Source organism: Nocardioides okcheonensis, assembly GCF_020991065.1.
Lineage (GTDB): Bacteria > Actinomycetota > Actinomycetes > Propionibacteriales > Nocardioidaceae > Nocardioides > Nocardioides okcheonensis.
Window position 1 is genome coordinate 228,004 of record NZ_CP087710.1, and the last position, 14,985, is coordinate 242,988.

Sequence of the window (14,985 nt, forward strand, 5' to 3'; positions counted from 1 at the left end):
CGTCCCGCGTGGACCGGGGGCAAGACTGACGACGGGAGAACCAGTGTCCTCGATGCACGCGTTCCCGCCGAGCTTCCCGCCTCCGCAGGGGCTCTACGACCCGCGCCACGAGAAGGACGCCTGTGGCGTCGCCATGGTGGCGACGCTGACCGGTGAGGCCAGCCACGACATCGTGGTCAAGGCGCTCACGGCGCTGCGCAACCTCGACCACCGCGGCGCCGCCGGCGCCGAGGTCAACTCGGGCGACGGCGCGGGCATCCTGCTGCAGGTGCCCGACGCGTTCCTCCGCGAGGTCACGCGCGAGGCCGGTTTCGAGCTGCCGCCGGCCCGCTCGTACGCCGTCGGCACGGCGTTCCTGCCTGGCGACGCCGACGCGGTGGCCGCGACCCGCCGGCGGATCGAGGAGATCGCCGACGAGGAGGGCCTCGAGGTCCTCGGCTGGCGCGAGGTCCCCGTCGACGACACGACGCTGGGCGCGACCGCCCGCAGCGTGATGCCGGCCTTCGCCCAGCTGTTCGTCGCCGGCAAGGGCGCCCGGGTGGGCGGGATGGCGCTGGAGCGCCTCGCGTTCTGCCTGCGCAAGCGCGCCGAGTCGGAGACCGACGTCTACTTCCCGTCGCTGTCCTCGCGGACCCTGGCCTACAAGGGCATGCTCACCACCGACCAGCTCGACCAGGTCTTCCCGGACCTGACCGACGAGCGGGTCGCCTCGGCCATGGCGGTCGTGCACTCCCGGTTCTCCACCAACACGTTCCCGAGCTGGCCGCTGGCGCACCCGTTCCGGTTCATCGCGCACAACGGCGAGATCAACACCGTCATGGGCAACCGCAACTGGATGCGCGCCCGCGAGGCGCTGCTCGAGAGCGACCTGATCCCGGGCGACCTCGAGCGGCTGTTCCCGATCTGCACGCCCGGCGCGTCGGACTCGGCGTCGTTCGACGAGGTGCTCGAGCTGCTGCACCTCGGCGGCCGCTCGCTCCCGCACGCGGTGCTGATGATGATCCCCGAGGCGTGGGAGAACCACGCCGACATGGACCCGCAGCGACGCGCGTTCTACGAGTTCCACTCCACGCTCATGGAGCCGTGGGACGGCCCGGCCTGCGTGGTGTTCACCGACGGCACCCAGATCGGTGCCGTGCTCGACCGCAACGGCCTGCGTCCCTCGCGCTACTGGGTCACCGACGACGGGCTCGTCGTGCTGGCCTCCGAGGTCGGCGTGCTCGACCTCGACCCCGCGTCGATCGTCCGCAAGGGGCGGCTCCAGCCGGGCCGGATGTTCCTCGTCGACACCGAGGAGCACCGGATCATCGAGGACGAGGAGATCAAGGGCCAGCTCGCCGCCGAGCACCCCTACGACGAGTGGCTGCACGCCGGCCTGGTCCACCTCGACGACCTCGACGACCTCGAGCACATCGTCCACACCCACGCGTCGGTGACGCGTCGCCAGCAGGTCTTCGGCTACACCGAGGAGGAGCTGCGGGTGCTGCTGAGCCCGATGGCGTCCACCGGCGCCGAGGCGATCGGGTCGATGGGCACCGACACGCCGATCGCGGCGCTCAGCGAGAAGCCGCGGCTGCTGTTCGACTACTTCGCCCAGCTGTTCGCGCAGGTCACCAACCCGCCGCTCGACGCGATCCGCGAGGAGCTCGTCACCTCGCTCAGCGGCTCGATCGGCCCCGAGGCCAACCTGCTCGAGCCGACCCCGGCGTCGTGCCGCCAGGTCGTGCTGCCGTTCCCGGTGTTCTCCAACGACGACCTCGCCAAGATCCGCCACATCAACCGCAACGGCGACATGCCGGGCTTCCAGGTCCACATCGTCCGCGGCCTCTACGAGGTCGAGGGCGGGGGAGCCGCGCTCGAGGCACGCCTCGACGAGCTGTGCGCCGAGGTGTCGGCCGCGATCGCCGACGGCGCCCGGATCATCGTGCTCTCCGACCGGCACTGCACGGCCGAGCTCGCGCCGATCCCGTCCCTGCTGCTCACCGGCGCGGTCCACCACCACCTGGTCCGCGAGAAGACCCGCACCCAGGTCGGGCTGCTGGTGGAGGCCGGCGACGTCCGCGAGGTGCACCACGTGGCGCTGCTCGTCGGCTACGGCGCGGCTGCGGTCAACCCCTACCTCGCCATGGAGTCGGTCGAGGACCTCGCCCGCGAGGCCCACTACGTCAAGGTGGAGCCGGAGAAGGCCGTCGCCAACCTGATCAAGGCCCTCGGCAAGGGCGTGCTGAAGGTGATGTCGAAGATGGGCGTCTCGACGGTGGCGTCCTACACCGGCGCGAAGATCTTCGAGTCGGTCGGCCTGTCGCAGACGGTCGTCGATCGCTACTTCACCGGCACCACCTCCAAGCTCGGCGGCATCGAGCTCGACACGATCGCCGAGGAGGTCGCCCGGCGGCACGCCCTGGCGTACCCGCGCGGCGGCATCTCGCCGGCGCACCGCGAGCTGTCCATCGGCGGTGAGTACCAGTGGCGCCGCGAGGGCGAGCCGCACCTGTTCGACCCCGAGACGGTCTTCCGCCTGCAGCACTCCACGCGCACCGGCAGCTACGACGTGTTCAAGCAGTACACCGACCGGGTGAACCAGCAGTCCGAGCGGCTGATGACGCTGCGCGGGCTGTTCACCTTCAAGGACGCCGCCGGCACGGGGCGCGAGCCGGTCGACATCGACGAGGTCGAGCCGGTCTCCGCGATCGTCAAGCGCTTCTCCACCGGCGCGATGTCCTACGGCTCGATCAGCCAGGAGGCCCACGAGACGCTCGCCATCGCGATGAACCGGCTGGGCGCGAAGTCCAACACCGGTGAGGGCGGCGAGGACCCGGAGCGGCTGCACGACCCCGAGCGGCGCTCGGCGATCAAGCAGGTCGCGTCGGGACGCTTCGGCGTGACGTCGGAGTACCTCACCAACGCCGACGACATCCAGATCAAGATGGCGCAGGGCGCCAAGCCCGGCGAGGGTGGCCAGCTGCCGGGTCACAAGGTCTACCCCTGGGTCGCGAAGACCCGGCACTCGACCCCGGGCGTGGGCCTGATCAGCCCGCCGCCGCACCACGACATCTACTCGATCGAGGACCTCGCCCAGCTGATCCACGACCTCAAGAACGCGAACCCGTCGGCACGGGTCCACGTCAAGCTGGTCTCCGAGGTCGGCATCGGCACGGTCGCCGCGGGCGTCTCCAAGGCGCACGCCGACGTCGTCCTGGTCTCCGGCCACGACGGTGGCACCGGCGCCTCGCCGCTCACCTCGCTCAAGCACGCCGGTGGTCCCTGGGAGCTCGGGCTCGCCGAGACCCAGCAGACGCTGCTCCTCAACGGGCTGCGCGACCGGATCGTGGTGCAGGCCGACGGCCAGCTCAAGACCGGCCGTGACGTCGTCGTCGCCGCGCTGCTCGGCGCCGAGGAGTACGGCTTCGCCACCGCGCCGCTGGTCGTCAGCGGCTGCATCATGATGCGGGTCTGCCACCTCGACACCTGCCCGGTGGGCGTGGCGACGCAGAACCCGGTGCTGCGCGAGCGGTTCAGCGGCCAGGCCGACCACGTCGTGAACTTCTTCGAGTTCATCGCCCAGGAGGTGCGCGAGCTGCTCGCCGAGCTCGGCTTCCGCAGCCTCGACGAGGCGATCGGCCAGGTCGGCACCCTCGACGTCGCGCCGGCCATCGACCACTGGAAGGCCTCCGGCCTCGACCTCACGCCGATCCTCCACCAGGCCTCGCGCCACGGGGAGTTCGGCCAGTTCGAGGACCAGGACCTGCGCTGCACCAGGAAGCAGGACCACGGGCTCGACAAGGCGCTCGACAACGAGCTGATCGCCATCGCCACCCCGGCGCTGGAGACCGGCGAGCCGGTGCGTGCGCAGGTCGCGGTCCGCAACGTCAACCGCACCGTCGGCACGATGCTCGGCCACGAGGTGACCAAGCGCTACCGCGGCGACGGCCTGCCCGACGGCACGATCGACATCACCCTGACCGGATCGGCCGGGCAGTCGTTCGGCGCGTTCGTCCCGCGGGGCGTGACGCTGCGCCTCGAGGGCGACGCCAACGACTACGTCGCCAAGGGCCTCTCGGGCGGACGGATCGTCGTACGCCCCGACCGGGCCGCGACCTTCGACGCCGCCGAGCAGATCATCGCCGGCAACACGATCGGCTACGGCGCCACGTCGGGCCAGATCTTCCTCGGCGGACGCGCGGGGGAGCGGTTCTGCGTGCGCAACTCCGGCGCGAGCGCGGTCGTGGAGGGCGTGGGCGACCACGCCTGCGAGTACATGACCGGAGGCGTCGTGGTCGTCCTCGGCCCGACGGGGCGCAACCTCGCGGCCGGCATGTCGGGTGGCTACGCCTTCGTGCTCGACCTCGACGAGTCGCTCGTCAACCGCGAGCTCGTCGAGCTCGCGCCCGTCGTGGGGGAGGCGGCCGCCGAGCTGGAGGACCTGGTCCGCCAGCACGGCGAGGAGACCGGCTCGGCCGTGGCGCAGGCGCTGCTGGAGGACTGGCCGGCGTCGCTCGCACGCTTCACCGAGGTGATGCCGCGCGACTTCAAGCGAGTGCTCGAGGCACGGGCCGCGGCCCTCGAGGAGGGCCTCGACGAGGACCAGGCAAACGCACGCATCATGGAGGTGCTTCATGGCTGACCCCAAGGGATTCCTCAAGCACGGCCGCGAGGTCGCCTCGCGTCGCGAGGTCGCCGAGCGCGTCCAGGACTGGGACGAGGTCTACCCCGACGGCATCGGGCGGGCCCTGCTGCCGATCATCAACACCCAGGCGGCCCGCTGCATGGACTGCGGCATCCCGTTCTGCCACCAGGGCTGCCCGCTGGGCAACATCATCCCGGAGTGGAACGACCTGGTCTGGCGCGACGACTGGGACGGCGCGATGGACCGGCTGCACGCGACCAACAACTTCCCGGAGTTCACCGGTCGCCTCTGCCCGGCGCCCTGCGAGACCGCCTGCGTGCTCGGCATCAACCAGGAGCCGGTGACGATCAAGAACGTCGAGGTCTCGATCATCGACCGCGCCTGGGGCTCGGGCTACGTCCGCCCCCAGCCGCCGGAGTGGCTCTCGGGCAAGACGGTCGCGGTCGTCGGCTCGGGGCCCGCCGGCCTCGCCGCCGCCCAGCAGCTCACCCGCGCCGGCCACACGGTCGCCGTCTACGAGCGCGCCGACAAGATCGGTGGCCTGCTGCGCTACGGCATCCCCGAGTTCAAGATGGAGAAGAAGCACCTCGACCGCCGTCTGGACCAGATGCGACGCGAGGGTACCGTCTTCCGTGCCGGCGTCGACGTCGGCGGCGGCGACCTCACCGGGCCCCAGCTGCTCGCCCGCTACGACGCCGTCGTGCTGGCGATGGGCGCCACCCAGGCCCGCGACCTCCCGGTCACCGGGCGCGAGCTCGGCGGCATCCACCAGGCCATGGAGTTCCTCCCGCAGGCCAACCGGGCGTCGCTGGGCGAGACGGTCGAGGACCAGATCCTCGCCACCGGCAAGGACGTGGTGATCATCGGCGGCGGCGACACCGGTGCCGACTGCCTCGGCACCTCGATCCGCCAGGGCGCGCGCTCGATCACCCAGCTGGAGATCATGCCGCGACCCGGCGAGGACCGGCCCTCGGGCCAGCCGTGGCCGACGTACCCGATGACCTTCAAGGTCTCCTCGGCGCACGAGGAGGGCGGCGACCGGGTCTACGCGGTCTCCACCCAGCAGTTCGTCGGCGACGCCGACGGCCACGTCGCCGAGCTGCACCTGGTCGAGGTCGACGCGTCGTTCCAGCCGGTGGCCGGCACCGAGCGCGTCATCCCCGCCCAGCTGGTGCTGCTCGCGATGGGCTTCACCGGTCCCGAGCAGCCCGGCATCGTCGAGCAGCTCGGCGTGGAGCTCGACGAGCGCGGCAACGTGCGCCGCGACTCCTCGTACGCCTCGTCCGTCCCGGGCGTCTACGTGGCCGGCGACGTCGGCCGCGGGCAGTCGCTCATCGTGTGGGCGATCGCCGAGGGGCGCAGCGCGGCCGCGTCCGTCGACGCGTTCCTCACCGGCTCGACGACGCTGCCCGCGCCGATCAAGCCGCACGAGCGCCCGCTCACCGTCTGAGCGTGCCGGCGGGCCCCGTGCCGGGGGCCCGCCGGGCACGGTCGTGGACGAACCCTCCTTGGAACGATCCAACGTCCGCTAGGGTGGTCCCGTGCGTAGAGCCAAGATCGTCTGCACCATGGGTCCCGCGGTGAACACCCCCGAGCGGATCCGAGCCCTCGTCGACGCCGGGATGGACGTCGCCCGGCTCAACATGAGCCACGGGGCGTACGCCGACCACGAGGCGGTCTACCGGATGGTCCGCCAGGCCTCCGACGACTCCGGCCACGCGATCGGCATCTTCGCCGACCTCCAGGGTCCCAAGATCCGCCTCGAGACCTTCGCCGACGGCCCGCAGAAGCTCAAGCGCGGCCAGCGGTTCACCATCACCACGCGCGACGTGCCGGGCGACGCCACGATCTGCGGGACCACCTACAAGGGCCTGCCCGGCGACGTCGCCCCGGGCGACCCGATCCTCATCGACGACGGCAAGGTCCGGCTCGAGGTCGTGTCGGTCGACGAGACCGACGTCGTGACCGAGGTCGTCGTGGCCGGCAAGGTCAGCAACAACAAGGGCATCAACCTGCCCGGCGTGGCCGTGTCGGTGCCGGCGCTGTCGGAGAAGGACACCGAGGACCTGCGCTGGGCGCTGCACCTCGGCGTCGACTTCGTCGCCCTCAGCTTCGTCCGCCACGCGGCCGACGCCGAGGACGTGCGGGCGGTCATGCGCGAGGAGGGCATCTCGGTGCCGATCATCGCCAAGATCGAGAAGCCGCAGGCGCTGGAGAACATCGACGCGATCATCGACGCGTTCGACGGGATCATGGTGGCGCGCGGCGACCTCGGCGTGGAGTGCCCGCTCGAGGACGTCCCGGTCCACCAGAAGCTGCTGGTCGACAAGGCCCGCGCCAACGCCAAGCCCGCGATCGTCGCCACGCAGATGCTGGAGTCGATGATCTCGGCCCCCGCGCCCACCCGCGCCGAGGCCTCCGACGTCGCCAACGCGGTGCTCGACGGCGCCGACGCGGTGATGTTGTCGGGCGAGACGTCGGTGGGGGAGTACGCCGTCGAGGCGGTCGCCACGATGGCGCGCATCGTCGCCTCGACCGAGGACCACGGGCTGTCCCACATGGCCGCGGTCACCTGGTCGCCCCGCACCCGTGGCGGCATCATCGCCAAGGCCGCCGCCGAGGTCGCCGAGGCCGTCGGCGCCAAGTACATCGTGGCCTTCACCGCGAGCGGCGACTCCGCGCGGCGGCTCGCCCGCTACCGCGGCCGGATCCCCGCCCTCGCCTTCACCACCACCGACCGGGTGCGCTCCCAGCTCTCGCTCACCTGGGGGATCGAGACCTTCAAGACCGGCGAGGTCGAGCACACCGACGAGATGGTGCGCCAGGTCGACGAGGCGCTGCTCGCGATCGGCCGGGTCAAGGAGGGCGACCTCGTCGTCCTCATCGCCGGCAGCCCGCCCGGGATCCCCGGCTCCACCAACGCGATGCGCATCCACAAGATGGGCGACGCGATCAACGGCGTCGCGCCCGCGTACCGTCGCGCGCGCTGATCAACGGTTCGTCCTGGGCGGTGGCTGAGCCACGTTCTGCGTGCCCGGACCGTGGCTGGGGCACCGCCGACGGGCGTGGCGGGCTGCGACGCGCGGGTGGGCGGTGGCTGAGCCACATTCTGCGTGCCCGGACTGTGGGTGGGGCACCGCCGGCGTCGCTGTGTCGATGTCGTGCCGGGTGTGGGAGTCGAACCCACACGCCCTTGCGGGCAGTGGTGTTTGAGACCACCGCGTCTGCCATTCCGCCAACCCGGCTAGGTGGCCACACCGTAGCGGAACTAGCCTTGCGCCCGTGACCCAGCCCGCCGACGCCAGCACCGCCCCCGACGCCGTCCGCCGCGTGGTCATCGCCGAGGACGAGGCGCTGATCCGGATGGACCTCGCGGAGATGCTCGGCGAGGAGGGCTACGAGGTCGTGGGCCAGGCCGCGGACGGCCAGCGCGCCATCGAGCTGGCCCGCGAGCTGCGCCCGGACCTGGTGATCCTCGACGTGAAGATGCCGCGGCTCGACGGGATCGCCGCGGCCGAGGTGATCGCGGGCGAGCGGATCGCGCCCGTGGTCATCCTGACCGCCTTCTCCCAGCGCGAGCTGGTGGCGCGGGCCCGTGACGCCGGCGCGATGGCCTACCTCGTCAAGCCGTTCCAGCGCGGCGACCTGGTCCCGGCGATCGAGATGGCGGTGAGCCGGTTCGGCGAGATCGCCGTGCTCGAGCGCGAGGTGTCGGACCTGCAGGAGTCGCTGGCGACCCGCAAGGCCGTCGACCGCGCCAAGGGCGTGCTCCAGGAGCAGCTCGGCCTCAGCGAGCCGGACGCGTTCCGCTGGATCCAGAAGACCGCGATGGACCTGCGCCTGTCGATGAAGCAGGTGGCCGACGGGGTCGTCGAGCACGGCGTCGCGGGCCTCGGCGGCGCCGCGCGCTGACCCGCGCCGGTCCGTGCCGGTGCGCCCGAACCGGTCCGTTCTGTGCCGTTCGGCCCCGTTGGGCGACGATTCCGCGCGCATCACGCCATGTTTCGGTTGCATTTCCGGTACAGACCGGATGATCACGAAACGGCAACGGCCTGTCGATCCGCGGCACTAATCGTGTCCCACGCCACATCTCGGGTGTTAGGTTCCCGCCACGAGGCTGCCGAGGTGGACAGCCCATAGAGCTATGGAGGGATCCATGATCCGCTCGACCAAGACGTGGCAGGCCGTCGCGTTCACGGCGGTCGCCGGACTGGCGCTCAGCGCCTGTGGCACGACCGACACCGGCGGCGGCGGCGGCGACGCCGACGGCGGCGACTGCAGCTTCAAGATCGGTGCGATGGGCGCGCTGTCCGGCGCGAACGCCAGCATCGTCATCCCGTCCGTCGACGGCGCGGAGCTCGCGCTGAAGCAGTGGGACAACGACGAGTGCGACGTGACCCTCGAGCGCTTCGACACCGAGGGTGACCCGGCCAAGGCGACCCCGGTCGCGACCCAGATCGCCGGCGACGAGGACTTCATCGGCGTCATCGGTGGCGCGTTCTCCGGTGAGACCCGCGCGACCAAGACCATCTACCAGGATGGCGGCATCCCGATGATCAGCCAGTCGGCCACCGCGACCGACCTGACCCAGGAGGAGCCGGTCGAGGTCTTCCACCGCCTCGTCCCCTACGACGACTACCAGGGCGCGGCGATCGCCAAGTACCTCACCGACGAGCTCGGCGCCACGAAGGTCTTCGTCATCGACAACGCCGAGGCCTACGGCGAGCCGCTGGCCGACCGCGTCGAGGAGACCCTCGGCGACAACATGATCGAGCGCGACAAGACCGAGGTCGGCCAGACCGACTTCGCGCCGACCGTCTCGAAGATCGAGTCGGCCGAGCCCGACGCGATCATGTACGGCGGCTACATCGCCGAGGCCGCGCCGCTGCTCAAGCAGATCCGCGACGCCGGCATCGACGCCCCGTTCATCGGTGGTGACGGCCTCTACGGTGCCGACTTCGGCAACGCCGTCGGCGAGGCCGGCGAGGGCGCGGTCGTGATGTGCCCCTGCGCCCCGATCGAGGAGGACAGCACCTTCGCCGCCGACTTCGAGGAGGAGTTCGGCGGTGCTCCCGGCGCCTACGCGGCCGAGGGCTTCGACGCGATGAACGTCTTCCTGGCCGCTCTCGACGACGGCGCCCGCACCCGTGCGGAGGTCCTCGAGTTCGTGAACAGCTACGAGGGCGACGGCCTCAGCAAGTCGATCGCGTTCGACGAGAATGGCGACGTCCCGGCCGAGCAGGTCTCCTACTGGGCCTACAAGAACGAGGGCGGCACGCTGACGCCCGAGGTCGAGGTCAAGCCCGAGGGCTGATCCGCAACACCCATGCACGACTCCGCGGGGGCGGCCGACACACGGCCGCCCCCGCTCCATGGGCCCGCACCGGGCCGCTACCTGGGAGGGCCCTGAGTGAACTTCGACGCCCTGATCAGCGGGTTGGACCGTCACACGCTTGACGGCATCACCCGCGGATCCATCTACGCGCTCGTCGCGCTGGGCTACACGATGGTGTACGGCGTGATGAAGCTGATCAACTTCGCACACTCCGAGGTGTTCATGGTGGGCACCTGGACGGTGCTCGGCACGTACACCCTGATCGGTGCGACCGGCGGCGCCGGGCTCGGGATGGTCATCGCGGCCACCCTGCTCGCGCTGCTGGCCGCGATGCTCGCCTCGGCGGGCACCGCGCTCGCCGTGGAGCGGATCGCCTACCGCCCGCTGCGCAAGAAGGGCGCGCCGCCGCTGATCTTCCTGATCACCGGCATCGGCTGCTCGATGGTCCTGGTGGAGACCTTCGGCCAGGTGCTGCGCGTCGTGTTCGGCCCGCCGTTCGGTCGCGTCACGGTCAACGTGCCGTCGGTGCTGGAGACCAAGGTGCTCTTCACCATCCCCGGCGTCGACCTCGCGGTCAGCAACACCCGCGTGCTGATCATCGTCGGCGCGATCGTCATGATGTTCGCGCTCGACACCTTCGTGAACAAGAGCCGCCTCGGTCGCGGCGTCCGCGCCGTCGCGCAGGACCCCGACACCGCCTCGCTCATGGGCGTCAACCAGGAGCGGGTCATCATGCTCGTCTTCGTGCTCGGTGGCGCGATGGCCGGCGTGGCGGCGCTGCTCTACACGATCCAGTACGACATCACGAAGTTCGACATCGGCTTCTTCATCGGCCTCAAGGCGTTCACCGCCGCCGTGCTCGGCGGCATCGGCAACCTGCGCGGAGCGCTGGTCGGTGGCCTGTTCCTCGGCATCGCCGAGGTCTACGCCTCCATCGTCTGGAGCTCCGAGTGGACCAACGTCACCGCCTTCGTGGTGCTCGTCGTCGTCCTCATGTTCCGTCCCACCGGCCTGCTCGGTGAGTCCCTCGGAAAGGCACGCGCATGAGCCAGATCCTCGACTCCTACCGCAACCTGCACCTGGGTGACCGCTGGGACGGCGCCCCGAAGCCGGTGCGCTGGCTCGCGCTGCTGCTCGTGGTCGCGTTCGCCTACTACCTGCCGTACCTCAACATCCTGCCGTTCGCCTACATCCGCACCGACCTGGCCTCGACGGGCTCGGACTGGGCGAGCGTGCTCTTCCTGGTCGTCGTCTACATGATCGTCGCCGTCGGCCTCAACGTCGTGATCGGCCTGGCCGGCCTGCTCGACCTCGGCTACGTCGGCTTCTACGCCCTGGGCGCGTACTCGATCGCGCTCTTCGGGTCGCCGTCGTCGCCGGTCGTCGTCTCGCTGCAGGAGCGCTTCGGCTTCTCCGACACGTGGGCGGTGCCGTTCGCGGCGTGCATCCCGATCGCGATCTGCATGTCCCTCGTCGCGGGCGTGTTCCTCGGCGCACCGACGCTGCGGCTGCGCGGTGACTACCTCGCCATCGTGACGCTCGGCTTCGGCGAGATCATCCGCATCACGGCCCGCAACCTCGACAACGTCACCAACGGCGCCGCCGGCATCACCCAGGTCCCGGTCCCGCCGGGCCCGGAGGTCGACGGTCGTGCGTTCTTCAACACCATCGACGCCGAGCGCTGGTACTGGCTGGCCCTCACCGTCCTGATCCTCATCATCTTCCTCGCCAAGCGCCTCGAGCACAGCCGCGTCGGGCGCGCCTGGCTGGCGATCCGCGAGGACGAGGACGCCGCGGCCGTGATGGGCGTCGCGGGCTTCAAGTTCAAGCTCTGGGCCTTCGCCATCGGCGCCACCCTGGGTGGCCTCGCGGGCCTGCTGTTCGGCTCGAAGCAGCAGTACGTCGAGCCCAACGCGTTCATGGTGCAGCTGTCATTCCTCTTCGTCGCCATGGTCGTCATCGGCGGCTCGGGCAACATCTACGGTGCACTGCTCGGCGCCTTCCTCCTCACCTACCTGCCCGAGCGCTTCCGCGAGTTCGTCGACTGGCGTCCCTTCGCCTTCGGCGTCGCGCTGGTCGCGGTGATGATCTTCCGTCCGCAGGGCCTGGTGCCGAGCAGACGGCGGGCGAGGGAGTTCGAGGACCGACGACACGAGGCAGAGGAGGCTGCGGCCGATGTCTGAGCAGAGCCAGACCACGATCGAGGGCGCCGAGATGCTGCCCGACACGTCCGACCACGACCAGATCGCCATCGAGACGTCCGGAGCGGTGGGGGAGACCCTGCTCGAGGTCGACCACGTCACCCTGCGCTTCGGCGGCGTCGTGGCGCTCAACGACGTGAACTTCGAGATCCGCCGCGGCGAGATCCTCGGCCTGATCGGTCCCAACGGCGCGGGCAAGACGACCTGCTTCAACGCGATGACGGGCGTCTACACCCCCACCGAGGGCACGATCCGGTTCAAGGGCAAGGAGATCGCCGGCACCAAGCCGCACCGGATCAACCACCTCGGCATCGCCCGCACGTTCCAGAACATCCGGCTCTTCCCCGAGATGTCGGCCCTGGAGAACGTCATGGTGGGCTGCGACGCCCGCCACAAGACGAGCGTGCCGGGTGCGCTGTTCCGCCTCTACCGGGCCCGCCCGAGCGAGGACGAGCTGCCGAGCGGCGGCCTGAGGCGCTCGCTGGCGAAGGTCTTCGGGATCAGCCGGCACACGCTCGAGGAGCGCGCCGGCCGCCGTCGCTCGATGGAGCTGCTGCGCTTCGTCGGCATCGCCGACCGGGCCCACGAGCTGGCCCGCAACCTGCCCTACGGCTACCAGCGTCGCCTGGAGATCGCCCGAGCCCTGGCCACCGAGCCGGAGCTGATCTGCCTCGACGAGCCGGCGGCCGGCTTCAACCCGGCGGAGAAGGAGGACCTGATGGGCCTCATCCGCCGGATCCGCGACCTCGGCCACACGGTGCTGGTCATCGAGCACGACATGAAGCTGGTCCTCGGCGTGACCGACCGGATCGTGGTGCTCGAGTTCGGCCAGAAGATCGCCGAGGGCACCCCCGAAGAGGTCGCCCGCAACCCGAAGGTCATCGCCGCCTACCTGGGAGAGCCCGACGATGCTGCTTGAGATGAAGGACGCCGTGCTCAGCTACGGCAAGATCGAGGCCCTCCACGGGGTCAGCGTGCAGGTCAACGCCGGCGAGGTCGTCTCGCTGATCGGCGCCAACGGCGCCGGCAAGACCTCGACGATGCGTGCGCTGTCGGGCGTGCGCGGCCTGGCCTCCGGGTCGGTCGTCTTCGACGGCGAGGACGTCACCAAGCTGCGCGCCGACCAGCGGCTGCGCAAGGGGCTGGTGCTGTGCCCCGAGGGTCGCGGCATCTTCCCCGGCATGACGGTCACCGAGAACCTCAACATGGGCGCCTACACCCGCAAGGACAAGGCCGCCATCGACGAGGACTACGACCGGGTGTTCGGCCTGTTCCCGCGCCTGCTCGAGCGCAAGAAGCAGGTGGCCGGCACGATGTCCGGCGGTGAGCAGCAGATGCTGGCCATCGGGCGTGCGCTGATGTCGCGCCCGAAGCTGCTGATGCTCGACGAGCCGTCGATGGGCCTGGCGCCGATGCTGATCCAGCAGATCTTCGACATCATCACCGAGATCTCCCAGCAGGGCACCACGATCCTGGTCGTGGAGCAGAACGCCAAGCAGGCGCTCTCGCGCAGCGACCGGGCGTACGTCCTCGAGACGGGCACGATCGTGAAGTCGGGCACCGGTGCGGACCTCCTCGACGATCCGTCGGTGCGGGAGGCCTACCTCGGCGTAGCCTGAGGGGGACGCGGGCGCTATCCTCGCCCGGGTGTGTGGCGCCGGGACAGGCCGGTGGGGGGCCACGTGGTCGAGTGCAGGAATGGTGGATCGATGACTCGGACGCCGGTGACCGTACGTGCGGCGGGCCCCGCCGACGTGGCCTCGCTGCGTGAGCTGTGGAGCGACATCCTGCGTCGCGGCGGGCTCGACGAGCAGCTCGCCGACGTGGCGCGCATCGTCGCCGCGGCCGCCGGGCGTGACGACCAGTGCGTCGCGGTGGCGGAGGTCGACGGCGAGGTCGCCGGTGCGGTGTTCCTCGAGGCCACGACCTTCACCCCGCTCAACCTCGAGCCCGCGGTCCTCGCGGTCTCGCCGCACGTCTTCGACCGGTTCCGGCGCAAGGGCGTCGGCAGCGCGCTCATGGAGGCGGGCTGCCGCTTCGCCGACCAGCACGGCATCACCCACATCCAGACCGCGGCGGCCGCGGAGGCGCGCGACGCCAACCGGTTCATGGCGCGGCTGTCGTTCGCGCCGCAGGCGATGCTCCGCGCGGCCACCACCAGCGCGGTGCGGGCCCGGCTGCCGAAGTCACGCCAGGCGACCCCGGCGGCGACGAGCAAGCAGCGCATCGACCGGGTCCTCGCCGCGCGGCGGGTCCGGCGCGGCGAGCGCGTCCCCGGCTGAGCGCCCGGCCGGCGCCGGCGACCGGCCTCAGGCGCCGGGCGCGTCGATCAGGGCGCAGGTGATCCGCGAGGTGCAGACCCGCTTGCCGCGCTCGTCGGTGATCACCACCTCGTAGGACGTGCTGCTGCGGCCGAGGTGGACCGCGGTCGCCACGCCGGTGACGATGCCCGAGGTCGCCGAGCGGTGGTGGGTGGCGTTGATGTCGACGCCGACCGCGATCTTCGCGGGGTAGGCGTGGATCGCCGACCCGATCGAGCCGAGCGTCTCGGCGAGCACGACCGACGCACCGCCGTGCAGGAGGCCGAACGGCTGGGTGTTGCCCTCGACCGGCATGGTCGCGACGACCCGCTCCGCCGAGACCTCGACGAGCTCGACGCCCATCTTGTCGTTGAGCCGGCCGTTGCCCTCGGGCATGAAGGCGATCAGCTCCTCGACGCTGAGGTCGGCGAGGGACTCGGGACGGGACGCAGACGTGTCGCTCATGGCGCCATTGTGTCGTCCGGCAGGGTGGCGCGGGGGAGCAGGGCTGGCCACGGACGG

11 protein-coding genes and 1 tRNA gene are annotated in these 14,985 nt (G+C 70.9%); 10 read left to right on the forward strand and 2 right to left on the reverse strand.

Annotated features, from left to right (window positions below):
• Positions 1-52: 52 nt before the first annotated feature.
• From gltB to pyk, 3 genes are all read left to right on the forward strand, one after another.
• A complete protein-coding gene (gene gltB / locus LN652_RS01055; protein WP_230444796.1) occupies positions 53-4,624 on the forward strand; it encodes a glutamate synthase large subunit in 4,572 nt (1,523 codons plus the stop codon).
• Complete coding sequence (locus tag LN652_RS01060) at positions 4,617-6,077, forward strand: glutamate synthase subunit beta (protein WP_230442871.1); 1,461 nt, start codon at positions 4,617-4,619, stop codon at positions 6,075-6,077. Before gltB ends, LN652_RS01060 begins: the two co-directional genes overlap by 8 nt.
• A 91-nt stretch (positions 6,078-6,168) precedes the next feature.
• Positions 6,169-7,617 (forward strand): pyruvate kinase, encoded by a 1,449-nt coding sequence (gene pyk / locus LN652_RS01065; RefSeq protein ID WP_230442872.1) that lies wholly within the window; start codon positions 6,169-6,171, stop codon positions 7,615-7,617.
• Positions 7,618-7,789: 172 nt separating this feature from the next.
• On the opposite strand, the gene LN652_RS01070 is transcribed toward pyk, so the two are convergent.
• Positions 7,790-7,872, reverse strand: a tRNA-Leu gene (locus tag LN652_RS01070).
• Between the two features lie 118 nt (positions 7,873-7,990).
• Here LN652_RS01070 and LN652_RS01075 point away from each other — a divergent pair.
• The 7 genes from LN652_RS01075 (at position 7,991) to LN652_RS01105 (ending at position 14,445) form a co-directional block, all read left to right on the forward strand.
• Positions 7,991-8,539 carry an ANTAR domain-containing response regulator gene (locus LN652_RS01075; RefSeq protein WP_230444797.1) on the forward strand — a complete coding sequence of 183 codons (549 nt, stop codon included), beginning with the start codon at positions 7,991-7,993 and terminating at the stop codon, positions 8,537-8,539.
• 244 nt (positions 8,540-8,783) lie between these two features.
• Positions 8,784-9,941, forward strand: coding sequence for a branched-chain amino acid ABC transporter substrate-binding protein (locus LN652_RS01080; protein ID WP_230442873.1), 1,158 nt, complete (start codon positions 8,784-8,786; stop codon positions 9,939-9,941).
• 96 nt (positions 9,942-10,037) lie between these two features.
• Entirely contained in the window at positions 10,038-11,009 is a 972-nt protein-coding gene (locus LN652_RS01085) for a branched-chain amino acid ABC transporter permease (protein WP_230442874.1), read from the forward strand.
• Positions 11,006-12,145, forward strand: coding sequence for a branched-chain amino acid ABC transporter permease (locus LN652_RS01090; protein WP_230442875.1), 1,140 nt, complete (start codon positions 11,006-11,008; stop codon positions 12,143-12,145). Before LN652_RS01085 ends, LN652_RS01090 begins: the two co-directional genes overlap by 4 nt.
• Positions 12,138-13,082, forward strand: a complete 945-nt coding sequence (locus LN652_RS01095; RefSeq protein WP_230442876.1) for an ABC transporter ATP-binding protein — start codon at positions 12,138-12,140, stop codon at positions 13,080-13,082. The genes LN652_RS01090 and LN652_RS01095 overlap by 8 nt, the downstream gene beginning before the upstream one ends.
• Positions 13,072-13,782 carry an ABC transporter ATP-binding protein gene (locus tag LN652_RS01100; RefSeq protein WP_230442877.1) on the forward strand — a complete coding sequence of 237 codons (711 nt, stop codon included), beginning with the start codon at positions 13,072-13,074 and terminating at the stop codon, positions 13,780-13,782. The genes LN652_RS01095 and LN652_RS01100 overlap by 11 nt, the downstream gene beginning before the upstream one ends.
• A gap of 90 nt (positions 13,783-13,872) precedes the next feature.
• Positions 13,873-14,445, forward strand: a complete 573-nt coding sequence (locus LN652_RS01105) for a GNAT family N-acetyltransferase (protein ID WP_230442878.1) — start codon at positions 13,873-13,875, stop codon at positions 14,443-14,445.
• A 27-nt stretch (positions 14,446-14,472) separates the two neighbouring features.
• Here LN652_RS01105 and LN652_RS01110 read toward each other — a convergent pair whose 3' ends face one another.
• Positions 14,473-14,928, reverse strand: a complete 456-nt coding sequence (locus LN652_RS01110) for a hotdog fold thioesterase (RefSeq protein WP_230442879.1) — start codon at positions 14,926-14,928, stop codon at positions 14,473-14,475.
• Between the last annotated feature and the right edge of the window lie 57 nt (positions 14,929-14,985).

What these genes read in the sequence shown, in the direction of transcription:
- LN652_RS01095 (WP_230442876.1), top strand. Translation starts at nt 12,138, where the DNA reads ATGTCTGAGCAGAGCCAGACCACGATCGAGGGCGCCGAGATGCTGCCC.
- LN652_RS01100 (WP_230442877.1), top strand. Translation starts at nt 13,072, where the DNA reads ATGCTGCTTGAGATGAAGGACGCCGTGCTCAGCTACGGCAAGATCGAG.
- LN652_RS01075 (WP_230444797.1), top strand. Translation starts at nt 7,991, where the DNA reads ATGGACCTCGCGGAGATGCTCGGCGAGGAGGGCTACGAGGTCGTGGGC.
- LN652_RS01080 (WP_230442873.1), top strand. Translation starts at nt 8,784, where the DNA reads ATGATCCGCTCGACCAAGACGTGGCAGGCCGTCGCGTTCACGGCGGTC.
- LN652_RS01090 (WP_230442875.1), top strand. Translation starts at nt 11,006, where the DNA reads ATGAGCCAGATCCTCGACTCCTACCGCAACCTGCACCTGGGTGACCGC.
- LN652_RS01110 (WP_230442879.1), bottom strand. Translation starts at nt 14,928, where the DNA reads ATGAGCGACACGTCTGCGTCCCGTCCCGAGTCCCTCGCCGACCTCAGC.
- LN652_RS01105 (WP_230442878.1), top strand. Translation starts at nt 13,873, where the DNA reads ATGACTCGGACGCCGGTGACCGTACGTGCGGCGGGCCCCGCCGACGTG.
- LN652_RS01060 (WP_230442871.1), top strand. Translation starts at nt 4,617, where the DNA reads ATGGCTGACCCCAAGGGATTCCTCAAGCACGGCCGCGAGGTCGCCTCG.
- gltB (WP_230444796.1), top strand. Translation starts at nt 53, where the DNA reads ATGCACGCGTTCCCGCCGAGCTTCCCGCCTCCGCAGGGGCTCTACGAC.